This window comes from Streptomyces sp. ADI96-02 (assembly GCF_003846185.1).
Taxonomy (GTDB): Bacteria; Actinomycetota; Actinomycetes; order Streptomycetales; family Streptomycetaceae; genus Streptomyces.
Genome location: NZ_ML123034.1, coordinates 5,416,433 through 5,441,392 on the forward strand (window position 1 = coordinate 5,416,433; position 24,960 = coordinate 5,441,392).

General features: G+C 75.4%; 21 protein-coding genes. 13 read left to right on the top strand and 8 right to left on the bottom strand.

Translation table 11 applies throughout. The annotated features are described in order from the left end of the window. Positions 1 to 319: 319 nt before the first annotated feature. Both EES43_RS23640 and EES43_RS31525 read left to right on the top strand, forming a co-directional pair. Complete coding sequence (locus EES43_RS23640; protein WP_124270579.1) at positions 320 to 931, top strand: response regulator transcription factor; 612 nt, start codon at positions 320 to 322, stop codon at positions 929 to 931. Further along, the gene (locus tag EES43_RS31525) at positions 928 to 1,572 is read left to right on the top strand and encodes a response regulator transcription factor (protein WP_241192514.1); all 645 of its coding nucleotides are present in this window, start codon (positions 928 to 930) and stop codon (positions 1,570 to 1,572) included. Before EES43_RS23640 ends, EES43_RS31525 begins: the two co-directional genes overlap by 4 nt. Positions 1,573 to 1,629: 57 nt before the next feature. Here the strand turns inward: EES43_RS31525 and EES43_RS23650 are convergent, their stop codons facing one another. The 3 genes from EES43_RS23650 to EES43_RS23660 form a co-directional block, all read right to left on the bottom strand. After that, positions 1,630 to 2,370 carry a Type 1 glutamine amidotransferase-like domain-containing protein gene (locus EES43_RS23650; RefSeq protein WP_124270580.1) on the bottom strand — a complete coding sequence of 247 codons (741 nt, stop codon included), beginning with the start codon at positions 2,368 to 2,370 and terminating at the stop codon, positions 1,630 to 1,632. 123 nt (positions 2,371 to 2,493) lie between these two features. Next, a complete protein-coding gene (locus EES43_RS23655; RefSeq protein WP_124270581.1) occupies positions 2,494 to 3,300 on the bottom strand; it encodes a 4'-phosphopantetheinyl transferase family protein in 807 nt (268 codons plus the stop codon). Further along, a complete protein-coding gene (locus EES43_RS23660) occupies positions 3,293 to 3,526 on the bottom strand; it encodes an MbtH family protein (RefSeq protein WP_124272131.1) in 234 nt (77 codons plus the stop codon). Before EES43_RS23660 ends, EES43_RS23655 begins: the two co-directional genes overlap by 8 nt. A gap of 275 nt (positions 3,527 to 3,801) precedes the next feature. Between EES43_RS23660 and EES43_RS23665 the strand changes: the two genes are divergently transcribed. The 6 genes from EES43_RS23665 (at position 3,802) to EES43_RS31765 (ending at position 14,719) form a co-directional block, all read left to right on the top strand. Further along, on the top strand, positions 3,802 to 6,141 hold the full coding sequence (locus EES43_RS23665; RefSeq protein WP_124270582.1) for a lantibiotic dehydratase: 2,340 nt from the start codon (positions 3,802 to 3,804) through the stop codon (positions 6,139 to 6,141). Beyond that, entirely contained in the window at positions 6,141 to 7,700 is a 1,560-nt protein-coding gene (locus tag EES43_RS23670) for an amino acid adenylation domain-containing protein (RefSeq protein ID WP_124270583.1), read from the top strand. The genes EES43_RS23665 and EES43_RS23670 overlap by 1 nt, the downstream gene beginning before the upstream one ends. Beyond that, complete coding sequence (locus EES43_RS23675; RefSeq protein ID WP_124270584.1) at positions 7,697 to 8,671, top strand: threonine ammonia-lyase; 975 nt, start codon at positions 7,697 to 7,699, stop codon at positions 8,669 to 8,671. The genes EES43_RS23670 and EES43_RS23675 overlap by 4 nt, the downstream gene beginning before the upstream one ends. Then, positions 8,668 to 8,940, top strand: a complete 273-nt coding sequence (locus EES43_RS23680; protein ID WP_124270585.1) for an acyl carrier protein — start codon at positions 8,668 to 8,670, stop codon at positions 8,938 to 8,940. Before EES43_RS23675 ends, EES43_RS23680 begins: the two co-directional genes overlap by 4 nt. A 174-nt stretch (positions 8,941 to 9,114) precedes the next feature. Then, positions 9,115 to 11,403, top strand: coding sequence for a lantibiotic dehydratase (locus EES43_RS23685; RefSeq protein ID WP_124270586.1), 2,289 nt, complete (start codon positions 9,115 to 9,117; stop codon positions 11,401 to 11,403). A 157-nt stretch (positions 11,404 to 11,560) separates the two neighbouring features. Beyond that, entirely contained in the window at positions 11,561 to 14,719 is a 3,159-nt protein-coding gene (locus EES43_RS31765; protein ID WP_124270587.1) for an AfsR/SARP family transcriptional regulator, read from the top strand. Here the strand turns inward: EES43_RS31765 and EES43_RS23695 are convergent. The 3 genes from EES43_RS23695 to EES43_RS23705 all read right to left on the bottom strand — a co-directional run bounded on the left by EES43_RS23695 (position 14,640) and on the right by EES43_RS23705 (position 17,978). Beyond that, positions 14,640 to 15,935, bottom strand: a complete 1,296-nt coding sequence (locus tag EES43_RS23695) for a cytochrome P450 (protein ID WP_124270588.1) — start codon at positions 15,933 to 15,935, stop codon at positions 14,640 to 14,642. The genes EES43_RS31765 and EES43_RS23695 overlap by 80 nt on opposite strands. A gap of 252 nt (positions 15,936 to 16,187) precedes the next feature. Continuing rightward, positions 16,188 to 17,288: a DNA glycosylase AlkZ-like family protein gene (locus tag EES43_RS23700; RefSeq protein WP_124270589.1), complete on the bottom strand. Its 1,101-nt coding sequence runs from the start codon at positions 17,286 to 17,288 to the stop codon at positions 16,188 to 16,190. 195 nt (positions 17,289 to 17,483) lie between these two features. After that, on the bottom strand, positions 17,484 to 17,978 hold the full coding sequence (locus tag EES43_RS23705; RefSeq protein ID WP_124270590.1) for a MarR family winged helix-turn-helix transcriptional regulator: 495 nt from the start codon (positions 17,976 to 17,978) through the stop codon (positions 17,484 to 17,486). Positions 17,979 to 18,215: 237 nt separating this feature from the next. Between EES43_RS23705 and EES43_RS23710 the strand changes: the two genes are divergently transcribed. The 4 genes from EES43_RS23710 (at position 18,216) to EES43_RS23725 (ending at position 22,058) form a co-directional block, all read left to right on the top strand. Continuing rightward, positions 18,216 to 19,265, top strand: a complete 1,050-nt coding sequence (locus EES43_RS23710) for an iron-siderophore ABC transporter substrate-binding protein (protein ID WP_124270591.1) — start codon at positions 18,216 to 18,218, stop codon at positions 19,263 to 19,265. Between the two features lie 50 nt (positions 19,266 to 19,315). Next, on the top strand, positions 19,316 to 20,353 hold the full coding sequence (locus EES43_RS23715; protein WP_124270592.1) for a FecCD family ABC transporter permease: 1,038 nt from the start codon (positions 19,316 to 19,318) through the stop codon (positions 20,351 to 20,353). After that, positions 20,350 to 21,417, top strand: a complete 1,068-nt coding sequence (locus EES43_RS23720) for a FecCD family ABC transporter permease (RefSeq protein WP_124270593.1) — start codon at positions 20,350 to 20,352, stop codon at positions 21,415 to 21,417. The genes EES43_RS23715 and EES43_RS23720 overlap by 4 nt, the downstream gene beginning before the upstream one ends. Positions 21,418 to 21,530: 113 nt before the next feature. Further along, entirely contained in the window at positions 21,531 to 22,058 is a 528-nt protein-coding gene (locus tag EES43_RS23725; RefSeq protein ID WP_124270594.1) for a hypothetical protein, read from the top strand. Between the two features lie 130 nt (positions 22,059 to 22,188). On the opposite strand, the gene EES43_RS23730 is transcribed toward EES43_RS23725, so the two are convergent. Continuing rightward, positions 22,189 to 22,857 (bottom strand): DedA family protein, encoded by a 669-nt coding sequence (locus EES43_RS23730; protein ID WP_124270595.1) that lies wholly within the window; start codon positions 22,855 to 22,857, stop codon positions 22,189 to 22,191. 175 nt (positions 22,858 to 23,032) lie between these two features. Next, positions 23,033 to 23,917 (bottom strand): SIS domain-containing protein, encoded by an 885-nt coding sequence (locus EES43_RS23735; protein WP_124270596.1) that lies wholly within the window; start codon positions 23,915 to 23,917, stop codon positions 23,033 to 23,035. A gap of 239 nt (positions 23,918 to 24,156) precedes the next feature. Between EES43_RS23735 and EES43_RS23740 the strand changes: the two genes are divergently transcribed. Then, the coding region (locus EES43_RS23740; RefSeq protein ID WP_164493237.1) for a DeoR/GlpR family DNA-binding transcription regulator at positions 24,157 to 24,960 on the top strand (804 nt) is incomplete at its 3' end.

Genomic DNA, 24,960 nt, shown 5'->3' on the forward strand with positions numbered 1-24,960 from the left:
CCGCCGGCCCCCATGCCGCACCCGGCGACCCGCAGAAGGCGTCACGGCCGGACCCGTCCGGTGCGGGTTTCCCCGTACGTCCCGCGTGGCGGAGCCCCGCACCCCGCGCTGCCCGGCGGGCCCGCACCGCCCGCGCGCACCGCCGCCGCCCCGTCCCCGTACACCGCACCGCACACCGGCGGGGGCGGCGGGCGCGGGCGGAGGCAAAAGTGGGGAGCGAGTACGGATGTCCGCCGCACGGCGCCGAAGAAGACTTCCGGGCAGAACGACCAGGACGCCCGCTGTCCCCTGAACCGGGCGATGATCTTCGGAGGAGCAGGTGGCAGAAATCGTATCCGTCAGCGTGGTCGCCCTGGACCCGGTGCTGGAAGCCGGCACCCGCAGCGCCCTGACGGCCTGTCCGGACCTGCTGCTGGCGCGGCCGGAGGAGGCGCGGGTCGCCGTCCTCACCGTCGACCGGCTGGACGAGGCGGAACTCGACATGCTGCGCACCACCCGCGCGACCCCGAACCGCCCGGCCGTCGTCCTGGTCGCCGGCGCCTTCGCCCCCGGCGACGTCCTGCACGCCCTGGCGGCCGGGGCCCGCGGCCTGCTGCCGCGCCGCGAGGCCGCCACGCCCCGGCTCTCGCAGGCCGTGCTCGCCGCCGCCCGCGACGACTGCACCCTCCCGCCGGACCTCCTCGACCAGGTGCTCGACACCTCGGGCGCGGCCCGGCACGGCTCCGGGGCCGGAGCGGGCAACGGGCTGTCCGAGCGCGAGCGTTCGGTGCTCCGGATGGTCGCCGACGGGCACGAGACGGCGGAGATCGCCCAGCGCCTCGCCTACTCCCCGCGCACGGTGACGACCGTCGTCCACGACATCACGCACCGGTTCCGCCTGCGCAACCGGGCGCACGCCGTCGCCTACGCACTGAGAGCAGGACTCCTGTGACCGCCACCGCCACCGCCCTCGCCGCTCCGCTCGCCGCGACTCCGCAGCCCCTGGTCCACCTGGTCCGCTCCCGGGGCGCCGAACGCGTCCACGACCTGGCCCGCCGGGCCGGTCTCACGTGCACGCTCGGCCCCGCCGACGCCGCCCGCCCCGCCGCCGAACCCCGCACCGTCACCATCGTCGTCGCCGAGGACGCCGAGGAGGCCCTGCGCGACGCACGGGACGCCGGGCCCTGCGTCGTCGTCTGCGACACCGTCACCCGGGCGGGCGTGCGCATGGCGCTGCGCGCCGGAGCGGCCGTGCTCAGGACCGCCGACCTCACCGCCGAGAACCTGGCGAAGGCCGTCCGCAGCGCGGGCAACCGCCAGCCCGGCATCCCCTACCCCGTCCTCTCCCACCTCCTGGCGGCCGGCCCGCCCCGGGGCCGCCCCGCCCCGGACGTCTCCACGCTGCCGCTCACGGCACGCCAGACGACGGTCCTGCGCCTCATGGCGGACGGGCACGGCAACGCCGACATCTCCCGCATGCTCTCCTGCTCCGAGCACACGGTGAAGAACGTCATCTACGAGGTGATGGCCCGTCTCCAGGCCCGCAACCGGGCGCACGCGGTCGCCCACGCGGTGCGCTCCGGGCTCATCTGACGCCGCCCGCACCACGTGACGGCCCCGGACACGGTCCGGGGCCTTCGTCCGTCCTGCTCAGTCCGGCGGAGGCGGCAGCCGGCGCGGCTCGACGCGCTCCTCCACGGCCCGGTCGCCCTCACGGGTGACGACGTAGGCCCCCTTGCCCGGGATCTCCGTCACGGCCTCGACCAGCTCGGTGCCCCGGTAGACCAGGCCCACGCCGTCGTCGGTGCAGTGCGTGGTGGGCAGGGTGCCGTCGGCCACCAGCCGGTGGATCAGCGGACGCCGCCCGCCGTCCGAGTCGTAGTGCACGCCGTTGCCGTACGGGAGGAAGCCGAGCGCGTCGGTGACCGGGCGCAGCCGGGGCCCGTAGGAGTCCGTCGCACCGCCCTGGAACCAGCAGATGGAGCCGGCGCTGACCCCGCTGAGCACGACGCCCGCCCGCCACGCGCGGCGCAGCGCGCCCTCCAGCCCGTGGACCCGCCACACCGCCAGCAGATTGGCCACCGAGCCGCCCATCACCCAGACGACGTCGTGCGCCAGGAGCGTGGCCTCGACGTCCTCCACGTTCGGCATCGGGAACAGGGCGAGCGGCGTCAGGTCGAAACCGGCGTACCGGGCCGCCTCGTGCATCCGCGCCGTGACGTGCTCCGCGTCGCCGACCGCCGTACCCAGGTACAGCACCCGCGGGCGACGGCCGTGCACCCCGGAGAGGTCGACCGCGTGATGGACCAGCGAGTCGAACAGCACCCGGGCGCGGGCTCCCACCCGGTGCCCGCCGGACGTCGCGACGATGGTCGGCTGCGGTGCGGTCATGCGCGAGATCGTAACGCGCGCCCCGGCCCGCGCGACCACGGGTGCGCGCACCGCCCGCACCCGCCGGGCACGCCGACGGGGCCCGCCGGGAAGCCGGGCCCCGCACAGGGCGTACCGCGCCGTTCACGGCGTCCGCAGGGCCACGGCCGCCGCGTACCCCGCCGGGACGCGCACGTCCCGCAGTTCCCACCCGGGCGACGGGACGGCGGGGACCGGTCCGGTGCCGACGTAGTCGAGACCGGGGCTGCGCACCAGGCCGGTGCCCAGGCCCTTCAGGTACGCCTCCTTGCGGACCCAGGCCCGGGTGAAGGCCGCCTGCCGTTCGCCCTCCGGCAGCCGCGCCAGCTCGCGGACCTCCGCGACGTGCAGCGCGGACTGCGCGCCGAGCACCGCCTGCACGCCCGCCAGCCGCTCGACGTCCACCCCGACCGGCGCGCGGGCCAGCGCCATCATCACCAGGTCCCCGCTGTGGGACAGCGAGAAGTGGATCCCCGAGCCCCGCAGCGCCGGACGGCCGTGCGGCCCGCCGCAGCCCGCGCACGGCTCCCGCATCAGGGGCAGCGCGTCGGGCCGGACGCCGAGCAGGTCGCCCAGCACGCTGCGCAGCGCGGTGTGCGCGACCACGTACACGTCCCGGTCCGCGTCCCGCCGGAACGCCCCGGCCCGCGCCCGCTCCTCGGCGTCCAGGATCTCCCGGGCCCGCAGGAGCAGGCGCTCGTCCCGGGGCCGGGCGTGCGCCAGGTACAGCTCCAGCGGCCCCGACAGCGGACGGGGCGCGACCGGATCCGGCCTGCGCCACAGCAGCGCCGGGTCCAGCGGGGCCGGACGCAGCGGGCCGGGCGGCGCGTACCCCACCGGGGCCGCGCGCGCGGCGGCCGGCGGGGCGTGCGCGGCCACCAGCAGATCCGGACCCGTGCCCGGCTCAGACATCAGCCCCTGCCAGGCGCCGGCGCAGACTCAGCGGACGCATGTCCGTCCAGACCTCCTCGATGTGGTCGAGGCACTCCTGCCGGGCGCCGCGGCACCCGTCGGCGTACCAGCCGGCGGGCAGGTCGCGGTCCGCCCGCCAGATCGAGTACTGCTCCTCGTCGTTGCGCACGACGAGGAACTCCTCCCGCGCCTCCGCCGGAGCGCGCTCCGCCTCCGTACCGGTCACGGTGCTGTCGTTCGTCACGGTGGAACCTCCCGCATGGAATGGATCGACGGGGCCAGCGTCCCCGGGCCCGGCGGCGGGCGGCAGGGACGAACGCGCTGACCCGGCGGCACGCGTTGCTGCCGGATCTTCTCTGGTGACGCCGGGGGCCGGCGCGGGACCGTACTGGACGTCCGCAGACAGCCGACGTCGTCCGAACGGCGGCGGGGCGGCTGCCGACCGCCCCGCCCCTGCCGACCGCACGGAACCCGGCGATCCCCCTCTGGAAGGAGTCCCGCATGTCGGACGACCACGGAAATGTCCTGCTGCCCGGCGGAGGATGGCGGCTGTGGGAGCAGTTCGCGCTGCGCGGACCGGGCTTCCCCGCCGACGGCGTCCTGCACCTGGCCCCCGCCGGACTGGCCGACGCGGCCGACAAGTTCGGCCCCGGCAGCGACCTCGCCGGCCCCGAGTGGGACGCCTTCGCCGAGGACGTCTCCCGGGGTGCCGTGCGCACCGCGCACCAGCTCCAGGAGATCGCCGCACTGCCGCGCTTCCAGGCCGCGCTCGCCTGGCAGAACCCCGCCGTCCTGCGGACCGGGATCGCCCCGTTCCTGCGGTGGGACCCGTCCACCGGACGCAGCAGCATGCCGCGCCAGCGCGAGGAGCTGGTCGCCCACTACTGGCAGCGGTTCTGCGTCAAGAACGACACCATCGGCTTCTTCGGGCCGGTCGGCTGGGGCCGCTGGGACCTGTCCACCCGGGGCGTGGAGAGCGACCCGGGCGACGGCTTCCTCGCCGGCTCCCAGGTCTACTTCGCCGGCTGGGCCGTCGACGCCCTCGTCAAGGTGCTGGCCGGGGACCCGGAGCTGATGCGCTGGATCCCGCCGCACCGCGTGTCGTTCGTCCGCGTCGCCGACGGCGCGGTACGGGTCCCGGGCCGCCCCGCGCAGCCGATCGGAGCGCTCGCGGCGGCCGTACTGGAGCGGTGCGACGGCACCCGCCCGGTCGCCGCGATCGCGGCGGACCTCGGCATCGGCGCGGACGAGGCGGCCGACACCGTACGGGAGCTGGCCTCCCGCCGGTGGGTGCGGTGGCGGCTCGACGTGCCCGCCGACACCCACCCCGACCGGGCCCTGCGCCGCATCCTGGAGCGGGTGCCCGAAGGGGCCGCCCGCGAACGGGCCCTGGAGCAGCTGTCCGTACTGGAGCGGGGCCGCGACGCCGTCCAGGCCGCCGGAGCCGACGCGGTCGCGCTGACCGCCGCGATCGGCGCGCTGGAGGCGGACTTCGCCGCGCTGACCGACACCGAGGCCCAGCGCACCAAGGGCGAACGCACCGCGCCCTGCCGCGGCCTGGTCTACTCCGACGCCCGCCGCGCCGCCACCGCCACCGTCGGCTCGGCGCTCCTCGCCGAACTCGCGCCGCTGGAGCTGTGCCTGACGGCGGCCCGCTGGATGACGAACCGCTTCGCCCAGGGCGTCCGCGCCCGCCTGCGCACCGTCCACGACCGCCTGCGGGCCGACGGCGAGGCGGTGGACCTCGGCACGATGTGGCTGCACACCCTGCCCTCCCCGCACCCGGAGGCGGGCGATCTCATCGACGCCGTCCAGGCCGAGATGCGCGACCGGTGGACCCGCGTCCTGGACCTCCCGGCGGACGCGCGCCGGGTCCGGCTCTCCTCCGCCGACCTGGCCGAGGGCGTGCGCGCCGCGTTCGACGAACCGGGCGACGGGTGGTCGCTCGCCCGGTACGTGAGCCCCGACGTCCTCGTGGTCGCCGAGGACGAGCAGGCCCTGGAGAGCGGCGACGTCGACCTGGTGCTGGGCGAGATGCACTGCGCCCTCAACACGATGGGCGCCTCCCTCTTCGTCCACCAGCACCCCGACCGGGACGAACTCCTCGCGGAGACCACCCGGGACTTCCCCGGCCCCCGCCTGCTGCCCATGCTGGCCAAGGAGCTGCCGCTGAAGTGGTCCTCGCGCAGCCGCCCGTCCCTGGACCGGCCCCAGGACCACTACGTCGCCCTGGTCGACCAGACCGGCGACCCGCACCGCCCCCGCACGTACGCGAGCGCCGACGTCGCCGTCGAGGACCGGGACGGCCGGCTGCACGCCGTCCTGCCCGACGGCACCGCCTACGACCTGCTCGACGCGTACGCCAACACCCTCACCCAGCGCGTCATGGACCGCTTCACCCTGCGCCCGTCCGGCGACCACACCCCGAGGATCACCGTGGACCGGATGGTCGTGGCCCGCGAGACGTGGAACCTCCCGGTCGCCGACATCGACTTCGCCGAGGAGAAGTCGGAGGCGGTCCGCTTCGTCCGGGCCCGCCACTGGCGCGACCGGCACGAGCTGCCGCGCTTCGTCTTCGTGGTCTCCCCGACCGAACCCCGGCCCTTCTACGTCGACTTCGACAGCCCCGTCTACCTCACCATCCTCGCCAAGGCGATCCGCCGGCTCGCCCGCAAGGACCCCGCCGCCCGCCTGCGCGTCAGCGAGATGCTGCCCACCCCGGAGCAGGCGTGGCTCACCGATCACGAGGGCAGCGCCTACACCTCGGAACTGCGCTTCGTCGCCGTCGACCGGACCGTCACCGACCCGGCCGCCACCGGGCCCGCCACCGGGGAGGCGTGATGCGCACCGTCGTCGACGACATCCTCGCCCACGCCGAGCGGGACCCCGGCCGCACCGCCCTGACCACGCCGGACGGCGACACGAGCTACGCCGAACTGGCCGCGCGCGTCACGGCCCTGTCCCGGACGCTGGCCGCGCGCGGCGCCGGACCCGAGACGGTGTGCGCGGTGGCCGCCGAGCGCGGCACGGACGCGGTGGCCGCCATGGCCGCCGTCCTGGGCCGCGGAGCCGCCTTCCTCAGCCTCGACACCGGCCAGCCCCGCGAACGCCTCGCCTCCTTCGTCCGCAGCGGACGCGCCGGGCTGCTCCTGACCACGTCCGCCCTCGCCGCCCGACTCGACCTCCCCGTCCCCGGACCGCCGGTGCTGCTGGACCGGCCGGTGCGCCAGGACCCCGCCGACCGCCGCCCCGGCCCGCCCGCACCGGTCGACCCGCGCTCGCTCGCCTACGTCAGCCACACCTCGGGCAGCACCGGAGAGCCGAGCGCCGTCCTGATCGAGCACCGCGGCCTCGACGCCTATCTCCGCGACGCGGCGGCCGTGTTCGGCCTCGGACCCGCCACGGTCGCCCTCCAGATCGCGCCGCTGGGCTACGACGCCTCCATCCGCGACACCTTCGTGCCGCTGCTCGCGGGCGGCCGGGTGGTGATCGTGGACCGCGGCGCCCTGCTGCGGCCCGAGGAGTTCACCGCGACCGTCCGCCGCTACGGCGTGAACACCCTGCTCAGCGTCACGCCCTCGTTCCTCTCCCACCTGGCCGGGGCCCGCACCGGCCGGGACCCGCTGGCCGGCGTCACCCTGGTGGCGTCCAGCGGCGAGTCCCTGCGCCCCTTCCTCACCGCCGGGGGCCGCTCCCTCGTGCCGGGCGCGCTGGTCAACCAGTACGGGCCCACCGAGTGCACGATGACCACCACCCGCCACTCCGTGCCCGCGGACCCGGACCCGGCCGCCGACGTCGTCGGCCGCCCCGGGGCCGGCGCGGTCGTCCGCCTGCTCGACGCGGACCTCGCGCCCGTGCCCGACGGCACGCCGGGCGAGGTCTGCATCGGGGGAGTGGGCGTGGGCCGCGGCTACAGCGGCCGGCCCGCCCGCACCGCGGAGTGCTTCGTCCCGGACCCGCTCGGCCCGCCCGGCGCGCGGCTCTACCGCACCGGCGACCTGGCCCGGCAGAGCTCCGAGGGCCTGCACTACGCCGGCCGCCGCGACCGGCAGGTGAAGATCCGCGGATACCGCGTCGACCCGGCGGAGGTGGAGGGCGCCCTGCTGGCGCACCCCGCCGTCACCGGCGCCGTCGTCACCTCGCCCACCGACGCGGACGGGCGCGTGCACCTGGTCGCCCACCTCACCGGCGACCTCTCCGGCACGCCGGACGCCGCGCTCCGCGGCCACCTGGTCCGCCTGCTGCCGCCGCACCTGATGCCGCGCCGGTTCGTCCGCCTGGACGAACTGCCCACCACCCGGGGCGGCAAGGCCGACCGCCGCACCCTGGCCGCCCTCGGCCCCGCCCCGGCGCGCCCCGCGCCCGACGCCGTCCGGCCGCCCCTCGGGACCGGGCGATGAAGGCCGCCGCCCTGCGGCCGGGCCCCGCCGACCTCGCCGCCGCCGCCGACCGCATCGCCCGGCACGTGGTCCGCACCCCGCTGCTGGCCGGCCCGAGCGCCCGGCCGGGCGGACCGCGCATCCTGCTCAAGGCCGAACACCTCCAGAACGGCGGCTCGTTCAAGACGCGCGGCGCGGCCAACGCCGTCCTCGCCCTGGACGCCGTACGCCTGGTCACCGGCTCCTCCGGCAACCACGGCATCGCGCTGGCCCGGCTCGCCTCCTCGCTCGGACTGCGCCTGACGGTGGTCCTCGCGGCCGGTGCGGTCCCGGCCAAGGCCGCCGCCATCCGGGCGCTCGGCGCGAGGACCGTGCACGTGAGCGGCGGCGTCGCCGAACGGGACGAGCGGGCCCGCGAACTGGCCGGACGGGGCGACGCCCTCCTCGTACCGTCCTCCGACCATCCGCTGGTCATCGCCGGACAGGGCACCGTCGGCGCCGAGGTGCTGGCCGACGCCCCCGACACCGAGACCCTCTACGTGCCCACCGGCGGCGGCGGACTGCTCGCCGGAGTCTGCCTCGCCGCCCGGCACCACCCGGTGCGCGTGGTCGGCGTCGAGCCCGCCACGACCCCGCGCTACGCCCGCTCCCTCGCCGCCGGCCGGCCGCTGCGCCTGCCGCCCGGCTCCACCGTGGCGGACGGACTGCGCGGCCAGTGCCCGGGAACCTTCACCTACCCGATCGTCAGCGACCGGGTCGACGACATGATCGCCGTCGACGACGCCGAGATCCTGGCCGCCGCCGAACTGCTGCGCCGCCACGGCGCGGAGGCCGAACCGAGCGGCGCGGTCGCCCTGGCCGGCGCGCTGCGCGCCCGCCGCCGCGAACGCGCCGTGGCCGTCGTCTCGGGCGGCAACACCGCCGCCCGCCTGCACACGCTCGCCCTCACCCACGCCCTCACCGGCGCACTCACCAAGGAGAAGACGTCATGACCCCCAACACCGCCACCGCCACCGCCGCCACCACCGCGACCGGCACCCTCGACCTCCTGGTCGGCATCTTCCGCGACGTGCTCGGCCTGGCCGACCTCACCGCCGACTGCGATTTCTACGAGGCGGGCGGCGACTCGCTCACCGCCTTCCAGATCACCGGCCGGCTCCAGGAGGCGCTGGGGGCGGAGATCCCGGTCTCGCTGGTGTTCGCCTACCCCACGCCCGCCGACCTGGCGGAGGTCCTGGACGCCGACTACGGCCGCGCCTGACAACGCCGTACCGCCGTACGACGAAGGGCGCGAGGGCGCGAGGACGCGGCTATGGGGGCCGGCCCGGCCCCGGACCGCACCGCCCGTCGGCCCGCCCGCCGCACCGCCCGCCCGCCGTGCCGTGACACCGCCGCATCCACCGTGAACGCGTGAACGCGTAAGGAGAACGCCGCCATGACCGACGACCTCGTGCCGTCCCTCGGCCGCTGGAGGCTGTGGGAGCAGTTCGCCCTGCGCGGACCGGGCTTCCCCGCCGACGGAGTGCTGAGGCTGGCCCCGCCCGGACTGGCCCGCGCCGCCGACAAGTTCGCCCCCGGCGACGCGCTCGACGGGCCGCTGTGGCAGGACTTCGCCCAGGTCTTCGCCGGGGCGTCCGTCGAGACCGCCCTCACCCTCCAGGACATCGCCCGCACCCCCGCCTTCCGCGAGGCGGTCGCCTGGCAGAACCGCCCGGTGCTCACCTCCGGCATCGCCCCCTTCCTGCGCTGGACCCCGACCGCCGCGAGCCGCAGCAGCATGCCGCGCCAGCGCGAGGAGCTGGTGGCCCACTACTGGCAGCGGTTCTGCGTCAAGAACGACACCATCGGCTTCTTCGGCCCGGTCGGCTGGGGCCGCTGGGACGGCCGCGCCGACGGCGTCGAGACCGACACCGGCAGCGGCCTGACCGCCGCCACCACCGTCTACTGGGCCGGCTGGGCCGTCGACGCCCTCGCCCGCACCCTGGCCGCCGACCCCGCCCTGCGCGAGTGGACCGCCCCGCGCCGCATCCCGTTCGTCGGCCTGGACGGCCGCACCGTCACGGTGCCCGGCCGCCGCCCGGTGACCGTCCCCGCCGACACCGCCGCGGTGCTCGCCCGCTGCGACGGGGTCCGGCCGGCCCGGCGGATCGCCGCCGAGCTGCCCGACGTCGACGTGACCGCCGTCCTGGAGGACCTGGTCGCCCGCCGCTGGGCGGTGTGGCGGCTGGAGATCCCCGCCGACACCCACCCCGACCGCGCGCTGCGGGCCTGGCTGGAATCGGTGGACGCAGACGAGCCGCGCCGCCGCGGACTGGCCGCGCTCGACCGGCTGGAGGAGGGCCGCGCCCGGGTCGCGGCGGCCCGGGGCGCCGACGCGCTCGTCGCGGCGATGACGGCCCTGGAAGAGGACTTCGTCGACCTCACCGAGACCCCGGCCGTACGGGAGAAGTCCGCCTCCACCGCCCCGTGCCGCGCGCTGGTCTACGCCGACACCCGCAGGGCCGCCACGGTCCGGCTCGGCAGCGCCGTGCACGACGCGCTCGCGCCGCTGCGCCCGCTGCTGGACAGCGCCGGCTGGATCACCTCCCGCCTCGCCGAAACCGTGGAGCGGGAGGCGCTGCGCGTGCACGCCGCCCTCGCGGCCGAGGGCCCCGTCGACCTGGCGTCCTTCTGGTTCGGGTGCCTGCCCGTGCTGCACGGCCCCGCGCGCGCGGCGGCGGACGGCGTCCAGGCGGACTTCCGGGCCCGCTGGCAGGAGATCCTCGCCGTCCCGGCGGACGCCCGCGATGTCCGCCTCCGCCTGGCGGACATCGCGGAACCGGTCCGCCGGCACTTCGGCACGCGCGGCGGAGGCTGGACGGCCGCCCGCTACATGAGCCCCGACGTCATGATCGCCGCCGACGGCGCGGACGCGGTCGCCCGCGGCGACTTCACCCTGGTCCTCGGCGAACTCCACCTCGCGGCGAACACCCTGGGCGCCTCGCTCTTCGTGCACCAGCACTCCGACCCGGCCGAGCTTGTACGCCTCACCGACCGCGACCACCCGGCACCGCGCCTGCTGCCGCTGATCCCGAAGGAGCACCGCGCACGGCTCTCCGCCCGTATCCGCAACAGCCTCGTGCGTCCCGGCGACCACCAGGTCGCGCTGGCCGACTTCACCGCGGACCCGGCGCGGTCCCGCGCGGTGCGCAGCGCGGACGCCCTGGTGGAACTCCGCGACGGGGCGCTCGTGGTGCTGCTGCCCGACGGCTCCGCGTATCCGGCCATGGACGTGTTCGCGCACGTGCTGACCACGCTGGCGATGGATCTGTTCCAGATCCTCCCGGAGTCGGACCACTCGCCCCGGGTGACGGTCGACCGGCTGGTGGTGGCCCGCGAGACCTGGCGGTTCACCGCGGCGCGGGCCGCGTTCGCCGACGAGAAGGACGAGGCCCGGCGCTTCGTCGGGGCCCGCCGCTGGCGGGCCGAACACGGGCTGCCGCGCTTCGTCTTCGCCGTATCGCCGACCGAGTCGCGCCCCTTCTACGTCGACTTCGACAGCCCCGTCTACGTCACCATCCTCGCCAAGGCCCTGCGCCGGCTGGCCCGCAAGGACCCGGAGGGCCGGATCACGTTCACCGAGATGCTGCCCACGCCCGAGCAGACCTGGCTGAGCGACGACGAGGGCCGCCGCTACACCTCCGAACTGCGCTTCGTGGCGTACGACGAGGAGGCGGGCAGCTGAGACCCGGGCGGCTCCGGCCGCCCGACGGCACCCAGGGCGGGCGACCGCCGCCACGGCTCCCCGGGAGGCCGCCCAGGAGTGAGGAGCGCTCCGGGTGGGGAGGTCTGAACCGTCGACGGATCTTTGTTCGACGTGGTCAGGCGAGGGGGAGCCGCAGATGCGTGGGGAAGTCGGGGCGGGGTGGAGAGCCCGTCTGCTGGGGCCGGTGGAGCTGTGGACCGGGGCGGAGAGCGTCCTGGTGACCGGCAGACAGGGGGCGTTACTGGCCGGACTGCTGCTGAGCGGCAACCGCGTGGTCTCCGTGGACCGGCTGGCCGAGTCGGTGTGGGGCGAGCCGCTGCCGAGGTCGCCCGCCGCGCGCGTGCGGATGCTGGTCTCCGAGCTGCGCAGGACGTGCGCGGCGGCGGGCTCCGATCTCATCCGCACGCAACGACCCGGTTACGTCCTGCCGCTGGAGGCCGGGCAGTTGGACCTGACGCGGTTCCAGGACGGGGTGGCGCTCGCCCGTGAGGCCGCCGCCGCGGGCGATCCGGCCGCCGCGGTGGCCCGCTTCGACGAGGCGCTGGGCCTGTGGCGGGGCGCGCCGCTGGAGGGGGCCGCCGGCCGTTTCGTCCCGGCGGAGGCGGCCCGGCTGGAGGAGCTGCGGATCGGGGCGGTGGAGGAGCGGGCCGAGGCCATGCTCGCGTTGGGCCGGCACGTGGAGGTCATCAGCGAGCTGGGACCGGTCGTCGCCGGCCACCCGCTGCGCGAGCCCGCGCACAGCCGCCTCATGCTCGCCCTGTACCGAGGCGGCAGGCGGGCCGAGGCCCTGGACGTCTACCGGCGGCTGCGTGAACGCGTCGTGGACGAGCTGGGCCTGGAGCCCGAACGCGAACTCCAGCGACTGCACCAGCGGATCCTCACCGCCGACACCGCCCTGGACCGGCCGGGACCGCCACCGGGCGGCGCACCGCACGCACCGTACGCGGCGCGGGCACCGCAGGCGGCGCGCCCGGCCGCCCGCGCCGCTCCTGCCGCTCCGGCCACCTCTGCCGCCCCGGACGAGCCGGACGAGCCGGACGAGCCGGAAGTCCCGGACGAGCCGGAAGTCCCGGACCAGCCGGAAGTCCCGGCCGAGGCGCAAGGCCCGGAAGTCCCGGTCGAGCCGGACGGCACCCCGGCAGGACCGGGGGCCTCCGTCTCGGCGGCCGACGCGCGGGAGGACACCCGCACCGGCGCGCTCGCCGCACCCGTGCCGCGCCAACTGCCCGCTCCACCGCCCCTGTTCGTCGGCCGCGACCACGAACGCGCCGAACTCGACCGGGTCGCCCGCGACCGCGAGCCGGGCGGCGTGGCCATCGCCGCGATCAGTGGCGTCGGCGGCATGGGGAAGACCTGGCTCGCCCTTCAGTGGGCGCACGACAACCTCGCCCACTGCCCCGACGGCCAGCTCTACGTCAACCTCCGCGGGTTCGACCCGGCCAACCGCCCGCTGCCCGCGCGGGCGGCGCTGCGCCACTTCCTCGGCTCCCTCGGCGTGCATCCGGCCGTCATCCCCACCGAGGAGGAGGCCCAGGCCGGGCTCTACCGCTCGCTGGTCGCCGACCGCCGGCTGTTGGTCGTGCTGGACGACGCCCGCGACCTGGCGCAGATCGAGCCGCTGCTGCCGGGCGGTTCCGGGTGCACCGTCGTCATCACCAGCCGCAACCGGCTCGCCGGGCTGCACACGGCCCACGGCGCCCGCCTCATCGAGCTGGGCGCGCTGTCGAGCGCCGAGTCCCGGGGGCTGCTGACCCGCCGTCTGGGCCGGGCGCGGGTCGAGGCGGATCCGGCCAGCGTGGCGGCGCTGGTCGAGCACAGCGGCGGGCTGCCCCTGGCCACCGGGGTGCTCGCGGCGCGCGCCGCCCTGCATCCCGACTTCCCGCTGTCCGTCCTAGCCGACGAGCTGCGGTCCCCCGCGACCCGGCTCGACGCCCTGCGCGCCGGCGATCTGCACACCGACCTGCGGGCCGCCTTCGCCTCCTCCTACCAGGCGCTCGACGCCGCCGCCGCGCGGCTGTTCGCCCTGTCGGGACTGGTCCCGTGGCCGGGCCTCACCCCGCACACGGCCGCCGCCCTCGCGGGCGTGCCGGTCTCCCGGGCCCGACTGCTGCTGAACCACCTGGAGAGCGCCCACCTGGTCCACCAGCACCGCCAGGGCCAGTACCGCACCCACGATCTCGTCCACCTCTACGCCGCGGAACGCGCCCGGGGCGACCTGACCGCCCAGGACCGGCACGAGGCGCTGACCCGCCTGGTCGACGCCCTGGCCGGCACCGCGTGCGCCGGCGACCGGCTGCTGTCGCCGCACCGGCCGCTGAGCACCCGTATGTCGCCCACCACCGGACCGGGCGAAGACCCGGACGCCGGTGAGGAGTTCGCGGACGCGGCGGCGGCCTGGGCCTGGTTCGAGGCCGAGCAGCCCAACCTCGTCGCCGCGCAGGAGCTGGCCGCCCGGCTCGACCGGGAGACCGCCGTGCTGCGCCTGGCCTGGGCGATGGACCCCTTCCACATCCGCCGGTGCCAGCACGATCTGCGCATCTTCCTGTGGCGTACCGCCCTGGCCTCGGCCGACCGCTCCGGCCGCCGCTCCACCCGGGCCTTCGCCCACTGGTACCTGGGATACGCCTACGCGCAGGCCGGGCGGACCGGCGACGGGGTCGAGCATCTGGAGCTCGCCCTGAGCCTGTTCGAGCAGGACGGGGACCGGGCAGGGCAGGCGCACACCAGCCACACGCTGGGCTACGCCTGGGCCGTACGGGGCGAGCCGGGCCGGGCCATCGTCCACGCGGAGAACGCGCTGCGCCTCCAGCGGGCACTGGGCGATCCGGTCTGGGAGGGCAACGCGCTCAGCGCCGTCGGCTGGTGCCACGCCAAGCTGGCCCGCTACGAGCAGGCGCGCTCCTCCTGCGAGCGGGCGCTGGAGCTCTTCCGGCGGCACGCCGACGCCAACGGCGAGTCCGCCGCCCTCGACAGCCTGGGCTACATCGCGCACCGGACCGGACGGTATCCGCAGGCGCTGGAGTACTACCACCGCTGCCTCGCGCTGCGCGAACGGCTCGGCAACACCTACCAGGGCGCGGACACCCTGGTGCGCGTCGGCGACGTCCAGCACGAGATGGGGCGGCCCGCCGCCGCGCGGGACGTCTGGGAACGGGCCCTGGACCTCTACCGGCGGCAGCACCGCCCGGCGGAGGCCGAGGGCGTCCGGGAGAAGATCAGATCCGCAGCGAGGACTTCCGCCGCAGCCGTACCGACAGGTTGCGCGGCAGCAGCAGACCGCCGAAGTCCGGCGTGACGGCGGCTCCTTCGCTCCGGGTGATCTCCATGCCGCCGACGAGCCAGAACGTCGCCAGCGTGAGCTGCATCATGCCGAGCTGGGTGCCGACGCAGACGCGCGGTCCGGCTCCGAAGGGCAGGTAGGTGTGGCGGACCGGCGTGCTGTGCGGGTCGAGCCACCGCTCGGGCACCAGCCGGTCCGGCTCCGACCACCAGCGCGGATCGCGGTGCAGCCGGTACATGCTGAACATGACCTGGTCGCCGGTCCGCAGCCGCCATCCGTCCAGCTCCGTGTCCCGGCGCACGGTCCGGCCGATCAGCCAGGTCGGCGGCCAGAGCCGGAGCACCTCCTTGACGAAGGCCTCCGTGTACGGCAGCGCCCCCATCTCCGGGACCGTGCCGTCGGCGGTGGCCGCCTCGGCCTCCAGCCTGGCCAGGACGTCGGGGCGCTCGCCCAGTTCGTACACGATCCAGGCGAGCGCGGTGGCGGGGACGCCCAGCGCGGCCAGCATGATCCCGCGCAGGAACCGTTCGATCTGGAGGTCGGACAGCTCCTGGTCGCGCGGGGCGAGCAGCACGCCCAGCAGGTCCTGGACGGGCGACTCCCCGGCCGACCGCCGGCGGCGCACCAGATCGGTCATGAGGGCCAGCAGCCGCTCGCGCGACGCGGTGAACCGGCGGACCTTGCGCGAGGGCCACCAGGCCGGGAACTGGAGCGAGTTGCGCGAGAGCGGGTCGATGGCGGCCACGTTCTCGGCCAGCGCCTCCGGCACGCCCGCCGCGTCGGGGCCGAGGCAGAAGTCGGCCGTCGCCCGGCCGAAGAAGTCGGTCATGGTGGCGAGCACGTCGAGCTCGCCGTCGCCGACGGTGTCCAGGAAGATCTCGTGCAGCCGCTCGGCGTGCGCCTGTGCCACGCGCCGGTGCAGCCCCTGCCAGCCCGCGCGGCGGGTCGTGGTCCAGAGCTTGGCGTCGTCCGCCATCCGCTCGGTGTCCACGGGGCCCGCGAGCGGGGAGTTCTCGGCGAGGAAGTCCTCGTTGGTCCGGGTGAGCAGCGCGTGCACCTGGTCCGGTGAGGACACCACGACGGTGCGGGCGTCGAAGGAGAAGACGTCGCCGAATTCACGGTGACACCGTTCCAGGAACCCGCTTCGGTCGCGGTCGTAGTCCTCGCTGTTGCCGAACAGCCAGTGGCCCCGGGGCCCCGGCGGTCGGTCCGGACCAGATGCACGCTTCACGCTTGTGCCCCCTCGGACCGGTTAGTTGAAGATGTTCCAGTAGGTGTACATGCCACCCATACGAACCCGGCCCATCATGCGGACGGCTGCGTGTCGGACGTGCCTCATGTCGTACCTCCGTAGGAGCAGGCGATCGGTCAGGAACCACGATCGTCCATGGGGCGCACGCTCTCCGCATGAAATCCGCATGCCCGGCGGCATGCGGGGCCGGGCCGGGGCCACGCGGAGGCCGCGACCGCCGCACGCCGGGGATCACGCGAAGCGCACCCGGGCCCCCTCGGCGCCCCGGGCGGCGGCGACCCGTCCGGCCTCTGCCTCCACCGACCGGCGGACGGCGGCGGGCAGCGGGGCGAACGCGGTCACGGTCACCTCGACCGTGCCGCCACCGCCTCCCGCGCCGTGCGACCGCGCCCGCCAGATCCCGACGACCTCCGAGCCGGCCAGCACCGCGCCCGGCCCGCCGATGGGCCGCCAGACCTCCTTCTGCCGGCCCCTCTCCGGGACGACGAGCGCACGGTCGCGCGCCTGGAGGTACGGGTCGCCCGGCGGGAGCAGCCGCACGGCGTCCCCGCTCGTCGCGGCCCGCAGTTCCGGCAGCCGGGACTCCGGGAGCCAGGCGCTCCTCCCGTCCACCGCGACCTCGGCCAGGCCGTCCGGCCACACCGCCCGGACCACCGCCGGCTTCGTGCCGAGGAAGGCGGCGGCCTCGGCCGGGGTGGCGGGCCCGAGGAACCGCAGGTAGGCCCGGACCAGTCCGGCCGTCCCCGAGGCCGCTTCCGGCACCGGGAACGGCTCCGCCAACGGCGACAGCACCGTCCTGCCCCGCTCCGCCGCGACGCCCACCGAACCGAAGAGCGCGGCCTGCTGGAAGAGCAGCCCGGAGATGTGCCGTGCGCCGCACGTCGCGCACCAGTACGTCAGCGACGGCTCCACCGCCGCGCTCACCGCCGTACTGACCTCGCCCTTGGCCGTCGGCTCGGTCACCGCCGCCCGGAACGCCTCGGCGGTGGCCCGGAAGGCGGCCAGCCCCAGCCGCGCGCCCTCCCTGATCGAGGCGGTGCTGATCCGGGCGGTCGCGTCGGCGTCGTCGAGCGGCCACAGCGCCCCGGCCAACGCGGGCAGCCCCGCCCGCCGGTGCAGATGAGGCGCGCCCCGGAACGACCAGACCAGCTCCAGGCCGTCCGGTGAGGCCCCGCGCGCGGCCAGGGCGATCCGCGCCGAACCGTACGGGGTGTCCTGGACGCCGAGCGCCAGGACCTCCGGAGCGGCCAAGGAGCGGTCGAGGCCCTGGGCCGCGACGCGGTAGGCCAGGACCTGTTCACGGGTCACGTCGATCCGGCCGGCGTCGCTCAACGGCTGCTCCCCTCGCGGGCGTGGTGTCCGTACGCTACCGCCGGGGTCGGGGAAGAACGCGGAACGCCCGCCGGGAGCGCCGCGCGCCGGGGACGCGGACGCGGACGCACGCGGCGACGGCTCCGCCCGGCGACGGCCCCGCCCGGCGACGGCCCCGCCCGGCTGTGAACAGGCCGCCCGGCCGCCGGCCCCGGATCAGTCCGCGTCGAGGATCTTGCCCATCAGCCGCGTCAGGGTCCGGCGCTCGGCCGCCGTGAGCGCGCCGAAGGTCCGGTCCAGCAGGCGCGGAACGCTGTCCTCCGCCGCCTCCAGCACGGCCGCCGCCTCCGCCGTCAACGTCACCGCGTAGGCCCTGCGGTCCCGGGGGTGCCGGTCGCGGCGCACCAGGCCGGAGCCCTCCAGGCCGTCGATGCATCCCACCATCACGCTGCGGTCGATCCGCAACTGCTCGCTCAGCTCCTGCTGGGAGCAGGGGCCGACGTCGTCGAGCATCTTCAGCACGAGGTGCTGGGACGCGGTGAGGCGGCGGCCCGCCAGTTCCTCGTCGATCACGCGCGCGGCCAGCGTCGCCGCCCGGCACATCGCGATGTCGGGGCGCTCCCGCGCCAGTCTGGAGAAGTACCTTCCGCTGACCCGGAGTTCGGGGTTCCGGCCGGGCGAGGTGAGTCGGGAAGGCTCCGTTGCGGTCATGACTGCTCCTCCTGCGGTCCGGGACGACGAGTCATCCGGCGGTGCGGGGCCGTCCGGATCCAGAACGTCTTCCGCCGGCCAGCCTAAGGGCTGCCCCGCGGCTACCGGGGGTCGCGCGGCGGCGGCCGGGGCCGGGACCTGCGCGGGGGCGGAGTGCGGGGCCGTCGGACACCTCGGTACGTTTTAGCTTAGGCTTACCTAACCAAACCTGCTCGTCCCCAACCACGAGGAACACCCATGCTCGGCTTCACCCGCGTGCGCCGCCACACCCTCGCCGCTTCGGCCACCGCCGCCGCCTTCGCACTCGTCCTGGTCGGCTGCTCCTCGGACGGCGACGGCGGGAAGACCGGGGCGAAGGACGCGGCCGGGAGCGGGGGCGCCTTCCCGGTCTCCATCAAGAGCTCGCTCGGCACCGCGACGATCGACGAGAAGCCGGAGCGCGTCGTCACGCTCGGACAGGGCTCGGCCGAGACGGCGATAGCCCTCGGCCGGACCCCGGTCGGCATCGAGAGCTACCCGTGGGGAAGCGACAAGTCCGGTTACCTGCCCTGGATCAACGAGGCCGTGAAGAAGTCCGGCGACGAGCTGCCCCAGCAGTTCACGGGCGGCGAGGAGATCGACTTCGAGGCCATCACCGAGCTGGAGCCGGACGTCATCCTCGCCCCGTGGTCCGGCATCACGCAGAAGCAGTACGACGTCCTCAAGGACATCGCCCCCACGGTCGCCTACCCCGACCAGGCGTGGAGCACCGACTGGGACCAGCAGATCGACATCATCGGCAAGGCCCTCGGTCGGAGCGAGGACGCCGACGGCCTCAAGACCGCCATCGAGAAGCAGCTCGCCGACGCCGCGGCCACCCGGCCGGACTACCGGGACGTCACCTTCTCCTACATCTACAACTCCGGCCCCGGCACCCTCGGCGTCTTCAAGCCCGAGGAGCAGCGCGTCAAGATGGTCTCCTCGCTCGGCCTGAAGGTCGACCCGGTCGTCGACACCTTCAAGGAGACCCCCGGCACCGACTCCGCCCTCATCGGGCTGGAGAACGCCGAGAAGCTCAAGGACAGCGACATCGTCTTCACCTTCTACACGGACGCGAAGAACCGCGAGGAGATCGAGGGCCAGAAGCTGTACGGCGCGATCCCGGCCGTCAAGAAGGGCGCGGTCGTCGCCGCCGACGACAACTCCTTCGTCACCGCCTCCTCGATCATCAACCCGCTCACCGTGCCCTGGACGATCGAGCGCTACCTGCCGATCATCGACAAGGCCGTCGAGGCCGCCGGCAAGTAGCCCCGGCCGGGCACCCCGACCACCGAGGCCACGAGGCACACTCCACTCCCATGGCAACCACCACAGCCGCACCGCCGAGCGGCGCCGGCGCCTCCCGCGCCGGCGCCGCCCGCTCGGCCGCCCTCCTGCTCGCCGGGTCGGCCGCGCTGGCCCTCGCCCTGTGCGCGAGCGTCATGTTCGGCAGCCGCGGCACCTCGTTCGGCGACGTCCTCGACGTCCTCACGGGCAGCGCCGGCCCCGACGTCACCGTCATCGTCGAGAGCCGGTACCCGAGGACCGTCCTCGGCGTCCTCGCCGGCGTCTGCCTCGCGGTCGCCGGCACCCTCATGCAGGGCGTCTCGCGCAACCCGCTGGCCGAACCGGGCCTCCTCGGCATCAACGCGGGGGCCTCCGCGAGCATCGTCGCGGCCACCGCCTGGTTCGGCGCGTCCGGCGCCACCGACACCATGTGGTGGGCGCTGCCCGGGGCGCTGCTGGCCGGTGTGCTCGTCCACGTGATCGGCTCCGCCGGGACGGGCGTCGGCGTGGTGCGCCTGGTGCTCGCCGGCGCGGTGCTCACCGCCGTCCTGACCGCGTTCGTCCAGGCGGTGACCCTCAGCAAGCCGCGGGTCTTCGACAGCTACCGCTACTGGGTCGTCGGAGCCCTCGGCGGACGGGACTTCGACGTCTTCCTCTGCGTCCTGCCCTTCGCCGCCACCGGCCTCACCCTGGCCCTCGCCCTGGGCCCCGGCCTCAACGCGCTCGCCCTCGGCGACGCGACCGCGCTCGGCCTCGGCTCGCACCCCGCGCGCACCCGCGCCGGCGGCCTGCTCGCCGCCACCCTGCTCAGCGCCGCCGCGACCGCCGCCGTCGGCCCGATCGCCTTCGTCGGGCTCGCCGTACCGCATGTCGTACGCGCCCTGGTCGGCGTCGACTTCCGGTTCCAGATCCTCTTCTCCGCCCTGCTGGGCCCCACCCTGCTGCTCCTGGCGGACGTGGTGGGCCGGGTCGTCATGCGCCCCACCGAACTCATGGTCGGCGTCGTGACCGCCTTCATCGGCGCGCCCGCGCTGCTCGTCGCCGTACGCAGGATGAAAGGGGCCTCGTGACCGCCACCCAGCACACCGCCCGCCGCCCCGCCGCGCCCCGGGGCTACCTGGTCGTCGGCCGCACCGTGGCGATACCGGTGCGCCGGGCCTCGGTCCTCGCGGGCACCGGGCTCCTCGTCCTGCTGCTCGCCGCCGCCGCGGCGACCCTGACCCTGGGGCGGCTCGGCCTCGACCCCGCCGACCTGCCCGCCGCCCTGGCGGGCGACGCCGAGGGCAAGGACCGCTTCGTCTTCAACCGGCTGCGCGGCCCCCGCCTGACCGTCGCCGTCGCGACCGGCGCGGCGCTCGGCCTCTCCGGCGCGCTCTTCCAGTCCGTGACCCGCAACCCGCTCGGCAGCCCCGACGTCATCGGGCTCTCCGCCGGAGCGGGGGCGGGCGCGGCCGTCTGCGCGCTGATGTTCCCCGGCGCGGTCCCGGTCGCCGTCGGCGCGCTGATCGGCGCCCTCGCCGCCATGGCCCTGGTGTACGTCTCCACCGGCACCGGCTTCCGCAACCCGGCCCGGCTCGTCGTCGCCGGGATCGGGGTGGCCGCCATGGGCGCGGCCGTCACCCAGTACGTCGTCTACGCGCTGGAACGCGACAAGGCGTCCGTCCTCACCGCCTACGTCAACGGCAGCCTCACCGCCCGTTCCTGGACCGACGCCACCACCATCTGGCTGGTCCTGCTGGCGGTCGCCCCGCTGACCGCCCTGATCTCGCGGCGGCTGGTCATCGGGGAGATGGGCGACGACATCTCCGAAGGGCTCGGATCCGAGCCGAAGAAGGCCAAGAGCCTGGCCGTGGTGCTCGCCATCGTGCTCTCGGCGGCGGCCGTCAGCGTCGCCGGCCCGATCGCCTTCATCGCCCTGACGGCACCCCAGATCGCCAAGCGCCTCACCCGCGCGTCCGGCCCGCACCTGCTGCTCTCCGCGCTGACCGGCGGACTCCTGCTGGTGATCGCGGACCTCTGCGCGCAGCACCTGCCGCTGTCCGAGGATCTGCCGGTCGGGATCTACACCATGGCGATCGGCGGCGCCTACCTCGGCAACCTGCTGATCCGCGAGTGGCGCAGAGGGGTGCTGTGACGGCCCGGCCGGGCCGGTCACACGCGCCGCCGACGGCGGGCCCGACCGGCGAACGCGCGTGTCGGGGCGGCGGTGACTGGTCACGTACAGGTTCGTCGACCATACTGCCCGCCGTGGAGCAGAGCATAGATTCGAACAAGAAGCCCGAGTTCGCCGCCGGTCTCGACCCGGCGTTCATCCCCGGCCTCACGCCCCCGCCCGCCGCCCTCGCGAAGGACGGCTCGCCGGAGCGGAAGCCCGGACCGGAGCCGGAGGACGCGGTGCCCGCCGAGGCGGAAGCGGCGGACGCCCCCGAGCCGTCCGGCTCCGGGGCGGAGCCGGACGCGCCCGTCCAGGACGGCGCGGAGGAGGGCGGCGGGGAGGGGCCGGTCTTCGAGGTGGCCGACCGGCGCGGCTCGATACGCGTGGACCGGGCGGGCGTGCGGTTCCGGCTGGACGACCAGGAGGCGGAGTTCCGCTGGGACGAGATCGGCGCGGTCGAGGTCGCTCCGGCCCGGTTCGGCCGCAGGTTGACCGTCACCGTGCACCTGTCGACGCGCCGCTGGTTCAACGCCGAGGTCGAGGCGGCGACCCGGGCCGAGCTGAAGGGCTGGCCCGCGGAGCTGGACGCCGTACTGGACGCCTACTTCGAGGAGTCCTGAGCGGACTCCCGGGCCGCCCGAACGCCCGCGCCCGAACGCCCGCGCCCGAACGCCCGCGCCCGAACGCCCGCGCGCGAACGCCCGCGCCCGGCCACCGAGACGATCGGCGGCCGGGCGCGGGCGGACGGTGTCAGCGGGTGCGGCGGTGGCGGGCGCGGGTGCTGTCCCCGCTCCGCACGCGTATCACCACGTAGACGATCAGCGCCACCGCGGCCCCGCCCAGCACGACCTTGGACAGCACGCCGACGTACTCGCCGACCACGTCCCAGCGGTCGCCCAGCAGGTAGCCGGCCATCACCAGCACGGTGTTCCACACCAGGCTGCCCACGGTGGTCAGAGCCGTGAAGACGGGCAGCGGCATCCGCTCCACACCCGCGGGCACCGAGATCAGGCTGCGGAAGACCGGCACCATGCGGCCCAGCAGCACCGCCTTGGTGCCGTGCCGGGCGAACCACTCCTCCGTACGCACCAGGTCGGACGCCTTCACCAGCGGCAGCTTCGCCCAGAGGGCGTGCATCCGCTCACGGCCGAAGACGGAGCCGATCCCGTACAGGGCGAGCGCGCCGACCACCGAGCCGAGCGTCGTCCAGATCAGCGCCGAGGCCAGGCTGAGCGCGCCCTGCGAGGCGGCGAAGCCGGTGAGCGGCAGGATGATCTCGCTGGGCAGCGGCGGGAAGAGGTTCTCCAGGGCGATGGCGAGTCCGGCCCCGGGGCCGCCGAGCGTCTCGACGAGTCCGGTTGCCCAGCCCGCCACACCGCCCGGCTTCTCCTCGGCGGCGGCTGACAGTGCGACGTGCATGCGGGCTCCAGCTGGGCGGTGGGGGTTCGCGGAAGTCGGCCGCGTCCTGGGTCCATGGTAAGAACCCCGGGGCAGTGCCTCGGCACCAAGGTCGTCTTCCGCGGTCGTCCGGCACCGGAGCCGGCCGTCGCCGCACGGGCCGAACCGCGCTCCCGTCGGCCCTCGGCGTCGGCCCTCAGCCCTCGTCGAGGACCACCGAGCGGGTCAGGTGGCGCGGCCGGTCCGGGTCGAGACCGCGGGCCGCCGCCCGTGCGACGGCGAGGCGCTGTACGCGTACGAGATCGGCCAGCGGGTCGAGAGCGCTCTCCACCCAGCGGGCGCCCGTCGCGCGGACCTGCTCCTCCAGCCCCTCCGGGGCGGGGCCGAACATCCACGTCGCGGTCGTGTCGGTGGAGATGCTGATGGGCCCGTGGCGGTACTCCATCGCCGGATAGGACTCCGTCCAGGAGAGCGACGCCTCCTTCATCTTCAGCGCCGCCTCATGGGCCAGGCCGACCGTCCAGCCGCGGCCCAGGAAGGAGTACTGGGTGCACTCCGCCACCCCCTCGGGCAGCGGCTCGGCGAGCGCCCGCTCCGCGTCCCGGACCACGTCCTCGGTGTGCAGCCCGAGGTGCGCGCGCAGGAGCGTCAGGGCGGTGGTCGCGAACCGGGTCTGCACGACGGACCGCTCGTCGGCGAAGTCGAGCACGACGAGGTCGTCGGCGGCCGTCATCACCGGGGTCCGCGGATCGGCGGTCACGGCGACCGTCCGCGTGGTGCCGCGCAGCCGTCCGAGCAGTTCCAGCACCTCGGTCGTCGTTCCCGAGCGGGTGAGCGCGACGACCCGGTCGTAGGCGCGGCCGAGCGGGAACTCGGAGGCGGGGAAGGCGTCCGACTCGCCCTGTCCGGAGCTCTCGCGGAGCGAGGCGTAGGCCTGTGCCATGTAGAGAGAGGTCCCGCAGCCGACGACGGCGACGCGCTCGCCGGTGGCCGGCAGAGCCTTGGCGCGGTCGCCCGCCAGGTCGGCGGCTCGGCGCCAGCACGCGGGCTGACTGGCTGTCTCGGTCTCTACATACGACACGTCTGCACTCCACGGTGACGGGGACGGGGAAACGACGGGACGGCGATGGGGCGGCTCGGTCGAGTGACGCCCGCATGCATAATTCTGCACGCTACAGGCACTTATCGAGCAAAAACAAGCAACGTGCAGGTGGGAGCGGGCCGGTGCCGGGGGTCCTGTGCGACCCTTGCGGCTGTCCGGCCACCGGCGACCGCGTTCCCGGGAAACGCGGTGTCCGTGGCGGAAGGTGAGGAGAGCTCTTGTCCAGGGACGCCCGCTGGGACGCGCTGCTGGAACTGGTCGGCAAGCACGGCAGGGTGGAGGTCGAGGAGGCCGCGGCGGCGCTCGGCGTATCGGCCGCGACCATCCGCCGCGACCTCGACCAGCTCGCCGAACAGCACATGCTCACCCGGACCAGGGGCGGCGCGGTCGCGCACGGGGTCTCCTACGAACTCGCTCTGCGCTACAAGACCGGCCGCCACGCGCCGGAGAAGCAGGCCATCGGCCGTGCGGTGTCGGAGCTCGTCGCGGTCGGCGAAGTGGTCGGACTGACCGGCGGCACGACGGTGACCGAGGTGGCCAGAGCGCTGGCGGTACGGCCCGACATCGTCGGCGAGACGGGTGCGGCAGGCGGGCAGCCGACCCTGACCGTGGTCACCAACGCGCTCAACATCGCGAGCGAGCTGGCGATCCGCCCGCAGATCAAGATGGTCGTCACCGGCGGCGTCGCCAGGCCGCAGTCCTACGAGCTGACCGGCCCGCTGGCCGTCGGCGTGATGAACGAGATCACGCTGGACGTCGCGGTCCTCGGCGTGAACGCCATCGACGTCGAACGCGGGGTCCACGTCCACCACGAGGGCGAGGCCAGCGTCAACCGGCTGCTGGCCGAGCGGGCGCAGCGGGTGGTCGTGGCCGCGGACTCCTCGAAGATCGGCAAACGGGCCTTCGCGCGCGTGTGCGACCTGGGGCTCGTCGACGTCCTGGTGACGGACGCCGGGATCTCGGCGGAGGCGAGGGTCGCGTTCGCCGAGGCGGGAGTCCAGATCGTCGCGGTGGACGAGCCC

Coding starts and splice junctions, on each gene's coding strand:
- EES43_RS23650 (WP_124270580.1), bottom strand. CDS start 2,370: ATGACCGCACCGCAGCCGACCATCGTCGCGACGTCCGGCGGGCACCGG.
- EES43_RS23655 (WP_124270581.1), bottom strand. CDS start 3,300: ATGTCTGAGCCGGGCACGGGTCCGGATCTGCTGGTGGCCGCGCACGCC.
- EES43_RS23665 (WP_124270582.1), top strand. CDS start 3,802: ATGTCGGACGACCACGGAAATGTCCTGCTGCCCGGCGGAGGATGGCGG.
- EES43_RS23670 (WP_124270583.1), top strand. CDS start 6,141: ATGCGCACCGTCGTCGACGACATCCTCGCCCACGCCGAGCGGGACCCC.
- EES43_RS23675 (WP_124270584.1), top strand. CDS start 7,697: ATGAAGGCCGCCGCCCTGCGGCCGGGCCCCGCCGACCTCGCCGCCGCC.
- EES43_RS23680 (WP_124270585.1), top strand. CDS start 8,668: ATGACCCCCAACACCGCCACCGCCACCGCCGCCACCACCGCGACCGGC.
- EES43_RS23685 (WP_124270586.1), top strand. CDS start 9,115: ATGACCGACGACCTCGTGCCGTCCCTCGGCCGCTGGAGGCTGTGGGAG.
- EES43_RS31765 (WP_124270587.1), top strand. CDS start 11,561: ATGCGTGGGGAAGTCGGGGCGGGGTGGAGAGCCCGTCTGCTGGGGCCG.
- EES43_RS23705 (WP_124270590.1), bottom strand. CDS start 17,978: ATGACCGCAACGGAGCCTTCCCGACTCACCTCGCCCGGCCGGAACCCC.
- EES43_RS23710 (WP_124270591.1), top strand. CDS start 18,216: ATGCTCGGCTTCACCCGCGTGCGCCGCCACACCCTCGCCGCTTCGGCC.
- EES43_RS23715 (WP_124270592.1), top strand. CDS start 19,316: ATGGCAACCACCACAGCCGCACCGCCGAGCGGCGCCGGCGCCTCCCGC.
- EES43_RS23730 (WP_124270595.1), bottom strand. CDS start 22,857: ATGCACGTCGCACTGTCAGCCGCCGCCGAGGAGAAGCCGGGCGGTGTG.